Origin of the sequence: Bradyrhizobium sp. AZCC 2289, assembly GCF_036924615.1 — a bacterium.
GTDB lineage: Bacteria > Pseudomonadota > Alphaproteobacteria > Rhizobiales > Xanthobacteraceae > Bradyrhizobium.
The window spans coordinates 2,354,397-2,370,099 of record NZ_JAZHRY010000001.1 but is presented as its reverse complement, the minus strand read 5'-3'; the positions used below and the strand labels follow the sequence as shown (position 1 = coordinate 2,370,099).

Below are 15,703 nucleotides of genomic sequence, written 5' to 3'. Positions count from 1 at the left end.
GCGCTTATCGATCCCAGCGCGTCCCGGAATTGTGCGAGGCAGCAAAGTGGGAGCTGGTTCGCTGCGGTGCTGAGCAACGGGATCGTAGGTGGCAGACCTGCCCGGCAAGGGCGGCTGCAGGGGGAGGCAATCGATGACGACTATTAGCAGCACCGGCGCTGTGTCGGGCGCGCGCGAGGGAATCCTCGATCGCGAACACACCATCGCCAAGGCGGGCTTCAATCGCTGGCTGGTGCCGCCCGCGGCGCTTTGCATTCATCTGTGCATCGGTATGGCCTACGGCTTTTCCGTGTTCTGGCTGCCGCTGTCGCGCGCGATCGGACTGACGGCGCCGAAAGCGTGCCCGGACATGGGCCTGTTCCAGGAACTGTTCACCACCACCTGCGACTGGAAAGTCGCCAGCCTGGGCTGGATGTTCACATTGTTCTTCGTGCTGCTCGGCGTCTCCGCCGCGATCTGGGGCGGCTGGCTCGAGCGCGTCGGCCCGCGCAAGGCCGGCGTCGTGGCGGCGCTGTGCTGGGCCGGCGGCCTCTTGATCGGCGCCTTCGGCGTTTACGTGCATCAACTCTGGATCATGTGGCTTGGTGCCGGTGTCATCGGCGGCGTCGGTCTCGGCCTTGGCTACATCTCCCCGGTTTCGACCCTGATCAAATGGTTCCCCGACCACCGCGGCATGGCGACCGGTTTCGCCATCGCCGGTTTCGGTGGCGGCGCCATGATCGGCGCGCCCCTGGCTAACCTCCTGATCAACTACTTCAAGACGCCAACCTCGGTCGGCGTCTGGGAGACCTTCGCCACCATGGGCGTGATCTATTTCGTCTTCATGATGATCGGCGCGTTCGCCTATCGCGTGTCACCGGCCGGCTGGCAGCCGGAAGGCTGGGCGCCGCCGAGCGAGAAAAAGACGATGATTTCGGAGCATCACGTCCATCTGAAGGACGCGCACAAGACGCCGCAATTCTGGCTGATCTGGGGGGTGCTCTGTCTGAACGTGTCGGCCGGCATCGGCGTGATCGGTATGGCTTCTCCGATGTTGCAGGAGATCTTCGCGGGCAAGCTGATTGGTCTACCGACCGTTGGCTTCAACGCGCTGACCGCCGATCAGAAGGTAACGATCGCCGCGATCGCAGCAGGCTTTGCTGGTCTGCTATCGCTGTTCAACATTGGCGGCCGCGTATTCTGGGCGTCGCTGTCGGATTATATCGGCCGCAAGAATACCTATTACTGCTTCTTCCTGCTTGGCATTGCGCTCTACGCGCTGGCGCCGACCTTTGCGGCAATGGGTTCGAAACTGTTGTTCGTACTCGGCTTCGGCATCATCCTGTCGATGTATGGCGGTGGCTTCGCGACCGTGCCGGCCTATCTCGCCGACATGTTCGGCACCCAGTTCGTGGGCGCCATTCACGGCCGGCTGCTGACGGCGTGGTCGACCGCCGGCATCATCGGTCCGGTGGTGGTGAACTACATCCGCGAGTTCCAGCTCGCGGCCGGCGTTCCGCGCGATCAGCTCTACAACACCACGATGTACATCCTGTGCGCGATGCTGATCGCAGGGCTGATCTGCAATTATCTGATCAAGCCGGTCGATCCGAAGTGGCACATGAGTGCCGCCGAGGTCGCCAGGTTGCAGGCGGCGAGCGCGAAGAACGCGGCGGCGGTGCAGACCGGCTCGTTCGGCATCGACAGGGGCGGCTTCGACGCCAAGGCCGCGCTGTTCTGGGCCTTCGTCGGTATCCCGCTCGCCTGGGGTGTCTGGAAGACGCTGGAAAGCGCGGTCAAGATACTCTGATCGAACATCGCGTGGCCCGCGGGACGAACATATTCGTCCCGCGGCGCCTTTCGTCTTTCCGTCCAATTCAACGATTGACCCAAACGACTGACCCAAGGGAATTTCCCAATGCTTCGCACCGGAACTTGTCTCGCTGCCATGCTGCTTGTCGCTGGCACGCTCCATACGGCTTCGGCCCAGACCGCCACGCCCGCTGCCGCGCCGGCCGCCACCACGGCTGCTCCTGCCACGGCCAAGCCGTCCAGGATGAAGCTGACCGCCGACAAGCTCAGGGACATGAAGGCCAAGTGGAGCGCCAACAAGGGCAAGCTCAAGGCTTGCCGCGTCGATGTGAAGAAGCAGGGATTGGTTGGCGACGACCGCTGGTTCTACATCGAAGACTGCATGGGCAAGAGCTGATCGCCCGGGTTCGCTGACGGCGTTGCAGAAGGGGCATGACAGCAAAGCTGCATGCCCCTTAAATGCTTATTCAGACGCCATAATTTCTCTTGGCATCTGGCATGCCACGGATTAAGGTCGCCGGGCTGAACAAGCAGGAACGAGACGTTTTCAATGGTTCATGACGTGCAAAAAGTCCGTCCGTTTGAGCATCCCGGCGAGGGACGCAAGCGGGCCAAATCGACCCCCAAGGGCCGCCAGGTCGATCCAGCCGCGGCGCACGAGATCGAGCTGCTGCTCGGCGACCGGCCGCGGCGCCGCGATCTCCTGGTCGAGCATCTGCACCTGATCCAGGACAAGTATCATCAGATTTCCGCCGCGCATCTCGCAGCCCTTGCGGACGAGATGAAGCTGGCGTTCGCGGAAGTGTTCGAGACCGCGACCTTCTATGCGCATTTCGACATCGTGAAGGAAGGCGAACCGGATGTCGCGCCGCTGACCATCCGCGTCTGCGACTCGCTGACCTGCGCGATGCTGGGTGCGGAAAAACTGCTGCAGGAATTGGAGAACAAGGCCGGTCCCGGCATTCGCGTGGTGCGCGCGCCGTGTGTCGGCCGCTGCGACACCGCGCCGGCGGCCGAAGTCGGTCATCACTTTGTCGATCACGCCACGGTTGCCAATGTGCTCGCCGCCGCCAAGGCCGGCGAGACCCACGCGCATCTGCCCAAATATGTCGACTACGATTCCTATGTCGCCGGCGGTGGCTACACGCTGCTGAAGCGCCTGCGCTCCGGCGAATTGCCGAAAGAGGATCTGCTCAAAGCCCTCGACGATGCGAGCCTGCGTGGTCTCGGCGGCGCGGGTTTTCCGACGGGACGCAAATGGCGCGCGGTGCTCGGCGAGCCCGGACCGCGGCTGATGGCGGTCAATGGCGACGAGGGCGAGCCCGGCACCTTCAAGGACCGCTATTATCTCGAGACCGATCCGCATCGCTTTATCGAGGGCATGCTGATCGGCGCGCATGTGGTCGAAGCGACCGACATCTACATCTACATCCGCGACGAATACCCGGCCTCGCGGGAAATTCTCGAGCGCGAACTTGCAAAGCTGCCGCCGGGTGGGCCTGTGCTGCACATGCGCCGTGGCGCCGGCGCCTACATCTGCGGCGAGGAATCCTCGCTCTTGGAGAGCATCGAGGGCAAGCGCGGTCTGCCCCGGCACAAGCCGCCTTATCCGTTCCAGGTCGGACTGTTCGGCCTGCCGACGCTGATCAACAATATCGAGACGCTGTGGTGGGTGCGCGACATCGTCGAGAAGGGCGCGGAGTGGTGGAAGAGCCACGGCCGCAACGACCGTCACGGCCTGCGCAGTTATTCGGTGTCGGGCCGCGTCAAGAACCCCGGTATGAAACTCGCGCCCGCCGGCATCACCGTGCGCGAATTGATCGACGAGTTCTGCGGCGGCATGGCGGAAGGACATAAGTTCCGCGCCTATCTGCCGGGCGGCGCGTCCGGCGGCATCCTGCCGGCCGCGATGGACGATATCCCGCTCGATTTCGGCACGCTGGAAAAATATGGCTGCTTCATCGGCTCGGCCGCGGTCATCATCCTGTCCGAGCAGGACAGCGTGAAGGGTGCGGCGCTGAACCTGATGCGCTTCTTCGAGGATGAGAGCTGTGGCCAGTGCACGCCGTGCCGGGTCGGCACCCAGAAGGCCGCGATCCTGATGGAGCGGCCGGTGTGGAACCGCGAATTGCTCGACGAATTGGGCCAGGCAATGCGCGATGCGTCGATTTGTGGGCTCGGCCAGGCGGCCTCGAATCCGCTGACTTCCGTGATTAAATACTTCCCAGACGAGTTCAAGGACGCTGCGGAATGACCAAGATTCAGTTCGAACTCGACGGCAAGCAGGTCGAGGCCAATGCCGGCGAAACCATCTGGCAGGTGGCACACCGCCAGGGCCGCGAGATCCCGCATCTGTGCTACTCGCCCGAGCCGGACTACCGGCCCGACGGCAATTGCCGCGCCTGCATGGTGGAGATCGAGGGCGAGCGGGTGCTGGCGGCGTCCTGCAAGCGCACGCCGAGCGTCGGCATGAAGGTGAAGACCGAAAGCGCGCGCGCGGTCGCAGCGCAGAAGATGGTGATGGAATTGCTGGTCGCCGATCAGCCGGCGCGCGCAACCTCGCACGATCCCGAATCGAAATTCTGGCACTGGGCCGAAAAGGTCGAGGTGACCGAGAGCCGGTTTCCGGCGGCGCAGCGCTGGGAGGGCGATGCCAGCCATCCCGCCATGCGCGTCAATCTCGATAGCTGCATTCAGTGCGGCCTGTGCGTGCGCGCCTGCCGCGAGGTGCAGGTCAACGACGTCATCGGCATGGCCTATCGCAGTCACGAATCCAAGATCGTGTTCGATTTCGACGATCCGATGGGTGAATCGACCTGTGTCGCCTGCGGCGAATGCGTGCAGGCCTGCCCGACCGGCGCGCTGATGCCCTCGGTGATGCTGGACGAGAACCAGACCCGCGTCACCTATGCGGACCGCAAGGTGGACTCGCTGTGTCCGTTCTGCGGGGTTGGCTGCCAGGTCACCTACGAAGTCAAGGACGAGAAGATCATCTACGCCGAAGGCCGCGACGGCCCGGCCAACCACAACCGGCTCTGCGTCAAGGGCCGCTTCGGCTTCGACTACATCCATCACCCGCATCGCCTGACCAAGCCGCTGGTGCGGCTGCCGAATGCGAAAAAGGATTCCAACGACCAGGTCGATCCCGCCAATCCGTTCACGCATTTCCGCGAAGCCTCGTGGGAAGAGGCGCTCGACATCGCCGCAAAAGGTCTCGTGAAAATCCGGGATGAGAAGGGCGTCAAGGCGCTGGCCGGCTTCGGTTCGGCCAAGGGCTCCAACGAGGAAGCCTATCTGTTCCAGAAACTGGTGCGCACCGGTTTTGGCTCCAACAATGTCGATCACTGCACCCGGCTGTGCCACGCCTCGTCGGTGGCGGCGCTGATGGAAGGCCTGAATTCCGGCGCGGTGTCGGCGCCGTTCTCGGCGGCGATGGATGCCGAAGTCATCATCGTGATCGGGGCCAATCCGACCGTGAACCATCCGGTGGCAGCGACCTTCATCAAGAACGCGGCGAAAAAGGGCGCCAAGCTGATCGTGATGGACCCGCGCGGGCAATCGCTGTCGCGTCACGCCACCAAGCATCTGGCGTTCAAGGCCGGCAGCGACGTCGCGATCCTGAATGCGATGATCCACACCATCATCACCGAAGGCCTGACCGACGAGCAATATATCGCCGGCTATACTGAAGGCTATGACGAGCTCAAGGAGCGCATCAAGGAATTCACGCCGGAAAAGATGGAGCCGATCTGCGGCATTGCGGCGGAAACGATCCGCGAAGTGGCGCGAATGTATGCGCGCTCGCGCGCTTCCATCATCTTCTGGGGCATGGGCATCAGCCAGCACGTCCACGGCACCGACAACGCGCGCTGCCTGATCGCGCTCGCGCTGATCACCGGGCAGGTCGGCCGTCCCGGCACCGGCCTGCATCCGCTGCGCGGCCAGAACAACGTGCAGGGCGCCTCCGACGCCGGCCTGATCCCGATGTTCCTGCCGGACTACCAGCCGGTCGGCCGCACCGATCTGCGCGAGCCCTTCGAAAAACTCTGGCATCAGGACCTCGATCCGGTTCGTGGCTTGACGGTCGTCGAGATCATGAACGCGATCCACGCCGGCGAAATCACCGGCATGTATATCGAGGGCGAAAACCCGGCGATGTCGGACCCCGATCTGCAGCACGCCCGTGAGGCACTGGCCAAACTCGAGCATCTGGTGGTGCAGGATCTGTTCGTCACCGAAACCGCGTTCCACGCCGACGTGATCCTGCCTGCCTCGGCGTTCGCGGAAAAATCCGGCACCTTCACCAATACCGATCGCCGTGTGCAGCTCGCGCGCGAAGTGATCAAGCCGCCCGGCGACGCAAAGCAGGATCTCTGGATTATCCAGGAAATCGCCAAGCGGATGGGGCTGCCCTGGAACTACGCTGGACCTGCCGAGGTGTTCACCGAGATGACGCAGGTGATGCCGTCGCTGAACAACATCACCTGGGAACGGATGGTGCGCGAGGGCGCGGTGACCTATCCGGTCGACGATCCCGATCAGCCCGGCAACGAGATCATCTTCACCACCGGTTTCCCGACCGAAAGCGGCCGCGGCAAGATCGTGCCGGCGCGGGTGGTCGCGCCCGACGAGATTCCCGACGACGAATATCCGATGGTGCTCTCCACCGGCCGCGTGCTGGAACATTGGCATACCGGCTCGATGACCCGGCGCTCCCAGGTGCTCGACCAGATCGAGCCCGAGGCGGTGGCGTTCATGTCGCCAAAGGATATGCGGCGCTTAAGCGTCTGGCCCGGCGATTTCATCCGGCTGGAGACCCGCCGCGGCGCCGTCGAGGTCAAGGTTCGCTCCGACCGCGACGTGCCGGAAAACATGGTGTTCATGCCGTTCTGCTACGCGGAGGCGGCGGCGAACCTGTTGACCAATCCGGCGCTCGATCCGTTCGGCAAGATCCCGGAATTCAAGTTCTGCGCCGTGCGCGCGGAGAAGGTGGAACTCCGCTCGGCGGCCGAATAGCCGCGACCGGCTGGCGTCAAAAGTTCAAGCGCGAAAGAAAGATCGCGGCTTTTAGGGCGATGATACTGGCGAGGGCACCTCCGACCGTCAGGACGGCAAGCGCGAACTTGCTGAGCCGCTTGATCATCGCCAGACGAGCGTTCGCCGTACTCGTTCCGGTGATGTCACGCCCACCCGATGAATAGCGGGCCGGTTTGAATGGGCCGCCGGTGTGCGCCAGCATCGTCATGTCAGGAATCCTTCACCGTTGTAGCGCGCCGGGCTTATCCGCCGATCGAGGCTGCCATTCTCTGCAGATGGCGCGTCACGAGGCGCTTTATCGATCCAAGATGCGGGACCAGCGCATTGCCCTTGTTTTCCAGGTCGAGCTCGAACCGATGAGAAGGGAATATCGTCGCGCATCCCGTCGGCCGGCTGTTGTTCCTTGCAAAGGACAGGGCAGAGTTCTTGAACAGGAAAAGCCCGCCGATTCTTCCCTTCGCGTCCCGGGCAACCCAGAAGCCTTCCTTGTTACGGCCGATGAAGAACCCCGGAATTGCCTCGCTGACGATGCTGGAATCGAGTGGCTGAAATTGCGTATTGACGCTCGCGGGCTCGTCGCCCGGCGGCGTGCGGGCGTGTTCGCGGCGCGCGTATTCGGCCTCCGCTGCCGCATCCTGCATCTGGCAACTGACAAACCTGTCGATCGTTTTGCGCACAGCAGCCAGCACGGCCCCAAGCCGTCCCGCAGCGGGATACGCGGTATGGAAAGTGATCGCGCCCATCGCGGCCTCCTTGCGAATCTAACGGCCATGATGTGCAGGCAATGCCGTAGGAATACGAGACGGATCGACCGTGGATATCATAGGAGAAATATAGGAATTGACGCCGCCGTAGATGTTTATGCCGCCCTTATGGGAGGAGGCAGGAGATCGCCTCGATTTCCTATGCGATCGTCCGCATCTTGGCACCAGGCGCCCGCAATGCGGGCAGACGGTGGAGATCTACCATGGCTCACTTGCTCACTGGTGAAGATAAATTCCGCGATGTGACCTACGACGATGATTATCGGTCGTATCTCGCCAGCCGGCGCGATTCATCGGGCGACTACCGGTTTGCCCGATCGCAGACGAAACGCGACCGCGTCCGGATGCGCAACGCCTTAAGCCGCGTCAACGGCTTCCTGAAGAACATGATCGAGGCCATCGCCAATTCGAAGGTACGCCGCATGCAGCGCGAACTCGAACTGCGCGGCATTCGCTTCGACCGGGACACCAACGATTGGGTGGCGCGCCATTCCGGGTCGACGGAGCGTTCGCGATGAGTTCGGCGGCTCTTGTCGCCCTTGTTCGCGGCGCCCTCAGATCATTGGTGACGTTCTTCGGCCCATCCTGGGATGGGCCGGTCAAGCGTTACCATCCCGAGCAACACTATATGCGCGGTCCCGGGCCGAAATGGCGGGAGAAGCACTTGCTGGATCGAGCATCAGCCGGCGGCGCGTGAGCCCTTGATACGGTCGCGCACCACCCGTGCTCCAACGCATCGAGTCAAACGTTGCCGCGGGCGGAAAGTCCCTGGCCGATGTCGACCGTTGCCGCAACCACCCGTCGCAGGCGGTCATCGTCGATCCGTGCGAGGTATTGTCGCAGGATCGCAGCGTCTCGGCATATCGCAGGATTGGCAGATGCCAGGCGCGTAGCGTTCTGGCGTGCCGCTCGATTCCGTGAGCGGCTGGACTCATCCGGGTTGGGCCTGCCCTGCAGCAATGGAATCCTCGCAAGCACGCGGTGTGGGCCAGCTTTCGACCGGACATGCGATATCCTCATCGCCGATCTCCGCGATCGCGCCCGCGACCTCCGCCTTTGCGGGGTCGCCAAGTTCAACGAGGGGCAGGCGGGTCGCCGGAGACATGAAGCCGAGCAGGCAGAGCGCGTATTTCAGGGCGGCCGGGCTTTCCCTGGCGAGAGCGGCCGCCAGCGGCGCCAGCCGGTTCTGCAGGTATCGCGCGGTCTGTAGCCGCTCCTGCCTGCAGTTAGAAAAGATGGCCTGGCACAGTCCCGGCGCGACGTTCGATATCAGGGATACGCAACCGTCCCCGCCATTGGCAACGAACGCCAGCGCCGTTGCGTCGTCCCCGGACAACAATCGAAATCCTGCCGGCAGCTGTGGCCGCAAGCGCAGCAGCCGCACGATATCGCCGGCGCCGTCCTTCAATCCGATGAAGCGCCTCGATTCGGCCAGCCGCAACAGCGTGTCGTCGGACAATTCGCGCATGGTCCGGGCTGGAACGTCGTGCAGGATGATGGGCAGCCCGCTCGAGATCGCAATCGCCCGGAAGTGCGCGTGAATTCCGGCCTGCATCGGCTTGTTGTAATACGGCACGACCGAAAGCACCGCATCGGCCCCGGCCGCTTCGGCGCGCTGTGTCAGCTCGATCGCCTGACTGGTTGAATTGGATCCGGCTCCGGCGATGACGCGGACGCGGCCTCGCGCCACTTCGACGGCGGCGCGGATGATGCTTTCTTGTTCGGCCGGCGTCAGCGTGGAGCTTTCGCCGCTGGTTTCGCTGACCAGGATCGCGGTGACGCCGGCTTGTATCTGGCGCTCGCAGAGCTTTGCGAATACCGCCAGATCGACTGCACCCGTTTCATCGAAGGGGGTGGGAATATCGGGTATGTAGCCCGCCAGCCAGGTGGCCGGATTTGAAGATGCTATCATTGGGATCTTACGCCGCGTTTTGCATCTCGGTGAAGCCTTGCCGAATGGCCGAAAGCACGAAGCCCTGCTGGCATCTGACGCCGGCCTCGATCCGAAAACCCATTTGCTCGAGCTTGCCCCGGACTCGCAGCCCGGCACCGGTTTCGTGGCAGTCGATCGTGACCGCGATGGCGGCGCTGGCGCCGAGGAATTGCGATATCCCGGTAAGCGCGGTCTCGATTGCCTGAAGGGAATTGTGGCCCGTGATCAGGCCGACCGCGTGCTGGCCTTTCGGGACCCGGCAGGTCGTGGTGGTGGCTACCCGCATGAAACCGCGCCGGCGCAGCGCAAGATAGAGTTCCAGGCTGCCGCTGCCGGCAACGATGGCGCGATGCAGGTTGGTCAAGCGCGTGAGCCCGATCATGGTATCGACGACCTGCTCCCGGTTCGAATCGGAATGAGGCTGACCCATCTTGCTCTCCTTGTGGGGAAGTCTGTCCGGCCTGTTACGCGACGTGCCGGGCTGTGGCGCCGGCGACCTGCGATGCGGGACCGGAAGCGGGCGTGCCGCCCATGTCGAGTTCGATTTCGAGTGCCAGTTCGACGATGGTTTCGGGATGGTGGCCGTTCTCGAACAGCGCGTATTTGACGGCTTGCGCGCGGTTGACGAACAGCCCGCCATAAAGGCCGTTCTGTTCCTGGGCGACCCAGTTGCCGCGCCTGTTTCTGCCGATGAAGACGATTGCAGACGGAGAACTACACGATGGAGGTTCGACGAGCTTCACGTTGGTATTCCTTCCAGAGATGGGATAGTGCGCGCCCAATATGTTTCCCGCCGGATATGAAATCGAGCGTGACAAGGCGGCGATCTCATAGGAGCCGCATAAGCCAGGCGCCGTTAAAGCGATTGGTTGAGGCCGTTGACCAGCATGCAAATGGCGGCATAGGTCACCGTTTCATCCCACTGATTGAGCTCGGCATCGAGTGGAAGCTCGCGCCGGATGACGGCGATGCAGGCGCTGAGGATGGTGGACATCCACAGCAAGGCGGCCAGGCTCCTGCCGAAGCCGATGCCGCCGAACATCGCGAAAATGACCAGGATAAACATCCGCATGCCAAACCGGATCAGCACCTGGGCCGATCGCAGTTTTCGCGGGTAATTTGACAGCCGTATCACGCGCGTAAATCCGGAAGCCGGAGAGGCAACAACTCGCGGCCTTACGCGAAATTATCGCTGCAGACCGGCTCGTAGAGCTGGTTAGTGTCCCGCGTCACGGCAGGAACGCTGGTCCGGATCGAGGGCACGCTGATGCGCTCAACCTCGACGAATGCGCTCAATATCGCGAGCGCCAGGTCGGCGTGTCGGGCCTCGACCGATTGATCGAGCCAGTCCGGCAGCTCGCGCTCGCGCGACAGTGCGCAATACCATTCGCCTTCATCATAGGCGATGCGGCGAACCTGCCATTGCGGCAGTTCGAGATCGATTAGCGCCAGCGCCGCATCGGTCCAGCCGCCCGATTGAATCAGCCGCTCGACGTGCGCGGTCTTGGCGGTCTGTCCCTGGGAGGGAAAGCGGCGGCAGACTTTGCTGATGATCTCCGACATCAACGCGGCCGTCACCGCACCGGCGTCGCGAAGCCGGTCGACCAGTTCGGCGGGATTTTGATGTTCTGAAAGCAGCGGCATGACGTCATCTCGTTCAGGGCGCAGCCAAAGGTGCTGGCCACGCTGCCAAAATGGCCAAGACGTCATTTGAAAACGAGAGGGAATGGAAGGCTGAGATATAGGAATTTCATAAGCGCGTATTTCGACGAAAAGGCGACGCTATGTGCAAGCCCACGATTTCGTCGGCGACCAGGTTAAATTGCGAATTTGACCACCCGTGTTCGGGAAAATCGCGTCTTTATGGAATTCCTATAAAACTCGACGTGCTGCCGCCTCGAAATCATACACCCGAAGTGGCACGTCACAGCCACTGATACGGAAAATCGGGATTGTTGCGGAGAGATCCCGCTCAATCGATTGAAACCGTCTTGCCGCGCACGGAAACGAGGCGCGAAAAGGAGCATCCCATGTTGGACATCGTCATGCTGGCGCTCGGCCTCGGCTTCTTCGTGGCGGGCATAGGCTACGCCTACGCCTGCGAACGGTTGTGAAGAGGAGAGAGCCATGATTTTCGATTACTCGCTCGCCGGTCTCGTTTCGCTGGGTCTGCTGTTCTACCTGACCTACGCGCTGCTGCGCCCCGAGCGCTTCTGAACCTGCATCCAACGGCAATTCCCCAAAAGGCAATCCCATGACCGTCATCGGCTGGATTCAAATTCTTCTGTACTGCGCGATCGTGGTCGCGCTGGTGAAACCGCTCGGCTGGTACATGACGCGCGTCTTCAACGGCGAGCGCACGTTCCTGTCTCCGATCCTGCGGCCGGTCGAGGCCTCTCTGTACTGGATCGGTGGCGTCGATGAGAAGCGCGAGCAGCATTGGCTGACCTATACGGTCGCGATGCTGCTGTTCCATGTCGGCGGCTTCCTGATCATCTACGGTCTGATGCGGCTGCAGGCGCTGCTGCCGTTCAATCCGGCCGAACAATCCGCCGTCGCGCAGGATCTGTCGTTCAACACCGCGATCTCCTTCATCACCAATACCAACTGGCAGAACTACGGCGGCGAGAGCACGCTGTCCTATCTGGTGCAGATGCTCGGCCTGACGCACCAGAACTTCCTCTCGGCTGCGACCGGCATCGCGCTGGCGGTGGCGCTGATCCGCGGCTTCTCGCGCTCCTCGATGCGCACCATCGGCAATTTCTGGGTCGACGTGACGCGCTGCACCCTCTATGTGCTGCTGCCGATCTGCATTGTCTACACGCTGTTCCTGGTCTCGCAGGGCATGCCGCAGACGCTCGGCGCCTATGTCGACGCCACCACACTGGAAGGCGCCAAGCAGACCATCGCGGTCGGCCCGGTCGCCTCGCAGGTCGCGATCAAGATGCTGGGCACCAATGGCGGCGGCTTCTTCAACGCCAACGCCGCGCACCCCTTCGAAAACCCGACGGCGCTGTCGAACTTCGTGCAGATGATTTCGATCTTCGCGCTCGGCGCCGCCATGACCAACGTGTTCGGCCGCATGGTCGGCAACCAGCGCCAGGGCTGGGCGATCCTGGCCGTGATGGGCGTGCTGTTCCTGTCAGGCGTCGCCGTCACCTATTGGGCCGAAGCCAACGGCACCTCGGCGCTGAGCGCGCTGGGGCTGACCGGCGGCAATATGGAAGGCAAGGAAGTCCGCTTCGGCATCGTGGCGTCCTCGCTGTTCGCGGTGATCACCACGGCCGCGTCCTGCGGCGCGGTCAACGCCATGCATGACTCGTTTACCGCGCTCGGCGGCATGATCCCGTTGATCAACATGCAGCTCGGCGAAATCATCGTTGGCGGCGTCGGCGCCGGCCTTTACGGCATGCTGCTGTTCGTTGTGCTGGCGATCTTCGTCGCCGGCCTGATGGTCGGCCGCACGCCGGAATATGTCGGCAAGAAGATCGAGGCGCGCGAGGTCAAGATGGCAATGCTCGCCATCCTGGTGTTGCCGCTGATGTACCTGGGCTGGACCTCGGTGGCCGTGGTGCTGCCGTCGGCGGTCGCATCGATGGCCAATTCCGGCCCGCATGGGTTCACCGAGGTGCTCTATGCCTATACTTCGGCGACCGGGAACAACGGCTCGGCCTTCGCGGGTCTGACCGGCAACACCTTCTTCTACAATCTGACGCTCGCCTGTTCGATGTTCGTCGGCCGCTTCTTCATGATCGTGCCGGCGATGGCGCTGGCGGGCTCGCTCGCCAACAAGAAATCGATCCCGCCCTCGGCCGGCACCTTGCCGACCACGGGCAGCCTGTTCGTCGGGCTTGTCGTCGGCGTGATCCTGATCATCGGCGGTCTCACCTTCTTCCCGGCGCTGGCGCTCGGGCCGATCGTCGAGCACCTCGCCGGCAACGCCAATACCCTGTTCTGATCGAACGCATTTCGGAGTTACGCCCATGGAAACCATGAAACTGCAGAAAAAGGCGACGGCCTCGGCAATGCTCGATCCCAAAATCGTGATGCCTGCGATCCGCTCGGCCTTCGTCAAGCTCGACCCGCGGCTGATGATCAAGAACCCCGTGATGTTCGTGGTCGAGACCGTGGCCGCGCTGACCACGGTGATCTTCGTTCGCGATCTGGTGACGGGCGGCGCAAGCCTCGGCTTCACCTTCCAGATCATTCTGTGGCTGTGGTTCACGGTCCTGTTCGCCAATTTCGCCGAGGCCGTTGCCGAAGGCCGCGGCAAGGCGCAGGCGGAGTCGCTCCGGAAGACCCGCACCGAGAGTCAAGCCAAGTTGCTGACCGGTTCCGACAAGACCTTTCGTCTGGTCTCCGGTACCAGCCTCAAGGTCGGCGACATCGTGCTGGTCGAGGCCGGCGACAATATTCCGTCCGACGGCGAGGTGATCGAAGGCGTCGCTTCCGTCAACGAGGCCGCCATCACCGGCGAATCCGCGCCCGTGATCCGCGAATCCGGCGGCGACCGCTCGGCGGTCACCGGCGGCACGCAGGTATTGTCCGACTGGATCCGCGTCCGCATCACCGCGGCACAGGGCTCGACCTTCATCGACCGCATGATCAAGCTGGTGGAAGGCGCCGAGCGGCAGAAGACGCCGAACGAGATCGCGCTCAACATCCTGCTGGCGGGCCTCACCATCATCTTCGTGTTCGCGACCGTGACGATCCCGAGCTATGCGACCTATGCCGGCGGCTCGATTTCCGTTGTCGTGCTGGTGGCGCTGTTCGTGACGCTGATCCCGACCACCATCGGCGCGTTGCTGTCGGCGATCGGCATCGCCGGCATGGACCGGCTGGTGCGCTTCAACGTGCTGGCAATGTCCGGCCGCGCGGTGGAAGCCGCCGGCGACGTCGATACCCTGCTGCTCGACAAGACCGGCACCATCACGCTGGGCAACCGCCAGGCGACGGCGTTTCGCCCGGTGCGCGGCGTGACCGAGCAGGAGTTGGCGGACGCGGCGCAACTTGCCTCGCTGGCCGACGAAACCCCGGAAGGCCGCTCGATCGTCGTGCTGGCCAAGGAAAAATACGGTATCCGCAGCCGCGATATGGCGGAACTCAACGCCACATTCGTTCCGTTCACCGCGCAAACCCGGATGAGCGGCGTCGATGCCGGCGCGTCGTCGGTCCGCAAGGGCGCGGTCGATGCGATCCTGAATTACGTCAATGGCGGGAGCCACATCGTCGCGTCAGGAAACACGGTGCGTGCGATCCAGTCGGCGGGGCTGACGGATGTCGCGCGCGAGATCCAGGCGATTTCCGACGAAATCGCCAAGTCGGGCGGAACCCCGCTCGCGGTCGCCAAGGATGGACGTCTGCTTGGCGTCGTGCAGCTCAAGGATATCGTCAAGGGCGGCATCCGCGAACGCTTTGCGGAACTCCGCCGCATGGGCATCCGCACGGTGATGATCACCGGCGACAACCCGATGACCGCGGCCGCGATTGCCGCCGAAGCCGGCGTCGACGATTTCCTGGCGCAAGCCACCCCCGAAGACAAGCTGAAGCTCATTCGCGACGAGCAGGCAAAGGGAAAACTGGTGGCGATGTGCGGCGACGGCACCAACGACGCGCCTGCGCTCGCGCAAGCCGACGTCGGTGTCGCCATGAACACGGGAACGCAGGCCGCGCGCGAGGCCGGCAACATGGTCGACCTCGATTCCAACCCGACCAAGCTGATTGAGGTGGTCGAGATCGGCAAGCAATTGCTGATGACCCGCGGCGCGCTCACCACGTTCTCGATCGCCAACGACGTGGCGAAATATTTCGCCATCATCCCGGCGATCTTCCTGGCGTTCTATCCGCAGCTCGATGCGCTCAATATCATGCATCTGGCGAGCCCGCAGAGCGCGATCCTGTCGGCGATCATCTTCAACGCGCTGATCATCATCGCGCTGATTCCGCTGGCGCTGAAGGGCGTGGCCTATCGTGCCATCGGTGCCGGCGCGCTGTTGCGCCGTAACCTGATGATCTACGGCGTCGGCGGCATCATCATTCCCTTCATCGGCATCAAGGCCATCGACCTCGTCGTCGCGGCCTTGCACCTGGTCTAACCACACGCGTCATTGCGAGGAGCGAAGCGGCGAAGCAATCCACTCTTTCTTTGCGGCTCTATGGATTGCTTCGCTTCGCTCGC

General features: G+C 63.0%; 16 protein-coding genes. 9 read left to right on the top strand and 7 right to left on the bottom strand.

Annotation, left to right across the window (positions count from 1 at the left end):
• Positions 1–133 precede the first annotated feature (133 nt).
• The 4 genes from V1289_RS11535 to fdhF all read left to right on the top strand — a co-directional run bounded on the left by V1289_RS11535 (position 134) and on the right by fdhF (position 6,807).
• Positions 134–1,789, top strand: a complete 1,656-nt coding sequence (locus V1289_RS11535; protein WP_334397068.1) for an OFA family MFS transporter — start codon at positions 134–136, stop codon at positions 1,787–1,789.
• Between the two features lie 108 nt (positions 1,790–1,897).
• Complete coding sequence (locus V1289_RS11530; RefSeq protein ID WP_334397067.1) at positions 1,898–2,188, top strand: hypothetical protein; 291 nt, start codon at positions 1,898–1,900, stop codon at positions 2,186–2,188.
• 153 nt (positions 2,189–2,341) lie between these two features.
• A complete protein-coding gene (locus tag V1289_RS11525; protein WP_334397066.1) occupies positions 2,342–4,045 on the top strand; it encodes an NADH-ubiquinone oxidoreductase-F iron-sulfur binding region domain-containing protein in 1,704 nt (567 codons plus the stop codon).
• The gene (fdhF, locus tag V1289_RS11520) at positions 4,042–6,807 is read left to right on the top strand and encodes a formate dehydrogenase subunit alpha (RefSeq protein ID WP_334397065.1); all 2,766 of its coding nucleotides are present in this window, start codon (positions 4,042–4,044) and stop codon (positions 6,805–6,807) included. Before V1289_RS11525 ends, fdhF begins: the two co-directional genes overlap by 4 nt.
• A gap of 16 nt (positions 6,808–6,823) precedes the next feature.
• On the opposite strand, the gene V1289_RS11515 is transcribed toward fdhF, so the two are convergent.
• Together V1289_RS11515 and V1289_RS11510 are read right to left on the bottom strand one after the other, a co-directional pair.
• Positions 6,824–7,036 carry a hypothetical protein gene (locus V1289_RS11515; protein WP_334397064.1) on the bottom strand — a complete coding sequence of 71 codons (213 nt, stop codon included), beginning with the start codon at positions 7,034–7,036 and terminating at the stop codon, positions 6,824–6,826.
• 34 nt (positions 7,037–7,070) lie between these two features.
• Positions 7,071–7,571, bottom strand: coding sequence for a hypothetical protein (locus V1289_RS11510; protein ID WP_334397063.1), 501 nt, complete (start codon positions 7,569–7,571; stop codon positions 7,071–7,073).
• A gap of 224 nt (positions 7,572–7,795) precedes the next feature.
• On the opposite strand from V1289_RS11510, the gene V1289_RS11505 reads away from it, so the two are divergent.
• Positions 7,796–8,110: a hypothetical protein gene (locus V1289_RS11505; protein WP_334397062.1), complete on the top strand. Its 315-nt coding sequence runs from the start codon at positions 7,796–7,798 to the stop codon at positions 8,108–8,110.
• Positions 8,111–8,523: 413 nt separating this feature from the next.
• Here the strand turns inward: V1289_RS11505 and dapA are convergent, their stop codons facing one another.
• The 5 genes from dapA to V1289_RS11480 all read right to left on the bottom strand — a co-directional run bounded on the left by dapA (position 8,524) and on the right by V1289_RS11480 (position 11,169).
• Positions 8,524–9,504 (bottom strand): 4-hydroxy-tetrahydrodipicolinate synthase, encoded by a 981-nt coding sequence (gene dapA / locus V1289_RS11500; RefSeq protein WP_334397061.1) that lies wholly within the window; start codon positions 9,502–9,504, stop codon positions 8,524–8,526.
• A 7-nt stretch (positions 9,505–9,511) separates the two neighbouring features.
• Positions 9,512–9,955, bottom strand: coding sequence for a hypothetical protein (locus V1289_RS11495; protein ID WP_334397060.1), 444 nt, complete (start codon positions 9,953–9,955; stop codon positions 9,512–9,514).
• A gap of 34 nt (positions 9,956–9,989) precedes the next feature.
• Entirely contained in the window at positions 9,990–10,268 is a 279-nt protein-coding gene (locus V1289_RS11490; RefSeq protein WP_334397058.1) for a hypothetical protein, read from the bottom strand.
• 113 nt (positions 10,269–10,381) lie between these two features.
• On the bottom strand, positions 10,382–10,660 hold the full coding sequence (locus V1289_RS11485) for a hypothetical protein (protein WP_309179108.1): 279 nt from the start codon (positions 10,658–10,660) through the stop codon (positions 10,382–10,384).
• 41 nt (positions 10,661–10,701) lie between these two features.
• Positions 10,702–11,169: a hypothetical protein gene (locus tag V1289_RS11480; protein ID WP_334397056.1), complete on the bottom strand. Its 468-nt coding sequence runs from the start codon at positions 11,167–11,169 to the stop codon at positions 10,702–10,704.
• A gap of 347 nt (positions 11,170–11,516) precedes the next feature.
• On the opposite strand from V1289_RS11480, the gene V1289_RS11475 reads away from it, so the two are divergent.
• Genes V1289_RS11475 through kdpB form a run of 4 tightly spaced genes read left to right on the top strand, consistent with a single transcriptional unit; the run spans position 11,517 to position 15,620 of the window.
• Positions 11,517–11,639, top strand: coding sequence for a hypothetical protein (locus V1289_RS11475; RefSeq protein ID WP_334397055.1), 123 nt, complete (start codon positions 11,517–11,519; stop codon positions 11,637–11,639).
• A gap of 13 nt (positions 11,640–11,652) precedes the next feature.
• Positions 11,653–11,742 carry a K(+)-transporting ATPase subunit F gene (locus V1289_RS11470; RefSeq protein WP_016846764.1) on the top strand — a complete coding sequence of 30 codons (90 nt, stop codon included), beginning with the start codon at positions 11,653–11,655 and terminating at the stop codon, positions 11,740–11,742.
• 37 nt (positions 11,743–11,779) lie between these two features.
• Positions 11,780–13,483: a potassium-transporting ATPase subunit KdpA gene (gene kdpA, locus V1289_RS11465; RefSeq protein ID WP_334397054.1), complete on the top strand. Its 1,704-nt coding sequence runs from the start codon at positions 11,780–11,782 to the stop codon at positions 13,481–13,483.
• 25 nt (positions 13,484–13,508) lie between these two features.
• Positions 13,509–15,620, top strand: a complete 2,112-nt coding sequence (gene kdpB / locus V1289_RS11460) for a potassium-transporting ATPase subunit KdpB (RefSeq protein WP_334397053.1) — start codon at positions 13,509–13,511, stop codon at positions 15,618–15,620.
• Positions 15,621–15,703 lie beyond the last annotated feature (83 nt).

What these genes read in the sequence shown, in the direction of transcription:
- V1289_RS11535 (WP_334397068.1), top strand. Translation starts at nt 134, where the DNA reads ATGACGACTATTAGCAGCACCGGCGCTGTGTCGGGCGCGCGCGAGGGA.
- V1289_RS11530 (WP_334397067.1), top strand. Translation starts at nt 1,898, where the DNA reads ATGCTTCGCACCGGAACTTGTCTCGCTGCCATGCTGCTTGTCGCTGGC.
- V1289_RS11525 (WP_334397066.1), top strand. Translation starts at nt 2,342, where the DNA reads ATGGTTCATGACGTGCAAAAAGTCCGTCCGTTTGAGCATCCCGGCGAG.
- fdhF (WP_334397065.1), top strand. Translation starts at nt 4,042, where the DNA reads ATGACCAAGATTCAGTTCGAACTCGACGGCAAGCAGGTCGAGGCCAAT.
- V1289_RS11515 (WP_334397064.1), bottom strand. Translation starts at nt 7,036, where the DNA reads ATGACGATGCTGGCGCACACCGGCGGCCCATTCAAACCGGCCCGCTAT.
- V1289_RS11510 (WP_334397063.1), bottom strand. Translation starts at nt 7,571, where the DNA reads ATGGGCGCGATCACTTTCCATACCGCGTATCCCGCTGCGGGACGGCTT.
- V1289_RS11505 (WP_334397062.1), top strand. Translation starts at nt 7,796, where the DNA reads ATGGCTCACTTGCTCACTGGTGAAGATAAATTCCGCGATGTGACCTAC.
- dapA (WP_334397061.1), bottom strand. Translation starts at nt 9,504, where the DNA reads ATGATAGCATCTTCAAATCCGGCCACCTGGCTGGCGGGCTACATACCC.
- V1289_RS11495 (WP_334397060.1), bottom strand. Translation starts at nt 9,955, where the DNA reads ATGGGTCAGCCTCATTCCGATTCGAACCGGGAGCAGGTCGTCGATACC.
- V1289_RS11480 (WP_334397056.1), bottom strand. Translation starts at nt 11,169, where the DNA reads ATGCCGCTGCTTTCAGAACATCAAAATCCCGCCGAACTGGTCGACCGG.
- V1289_RS11470 (WP_016846764.1), top strand. Translation starts at nt 11,653, where the DNA reads ATGATTTTCGATTACTCGCTCGCCGGTCTCGTTTCGCTGGGTCTGCTG.
- kdpA (WP_334397054.1), top strand. Translation starts at nt 11,780, where the DNA reads ATGACCGTCATCGGCTGGATTCAAATTCTTCTGTACTGCGCGATCGTG.
- kdpB (WP_334397053.1), top strand. Translation starts at nt 13,509, where the DNA reads ATGGAAACCATGAAACTGCAGAAAAAGGCGACGGCCTCGGCAATGCTC.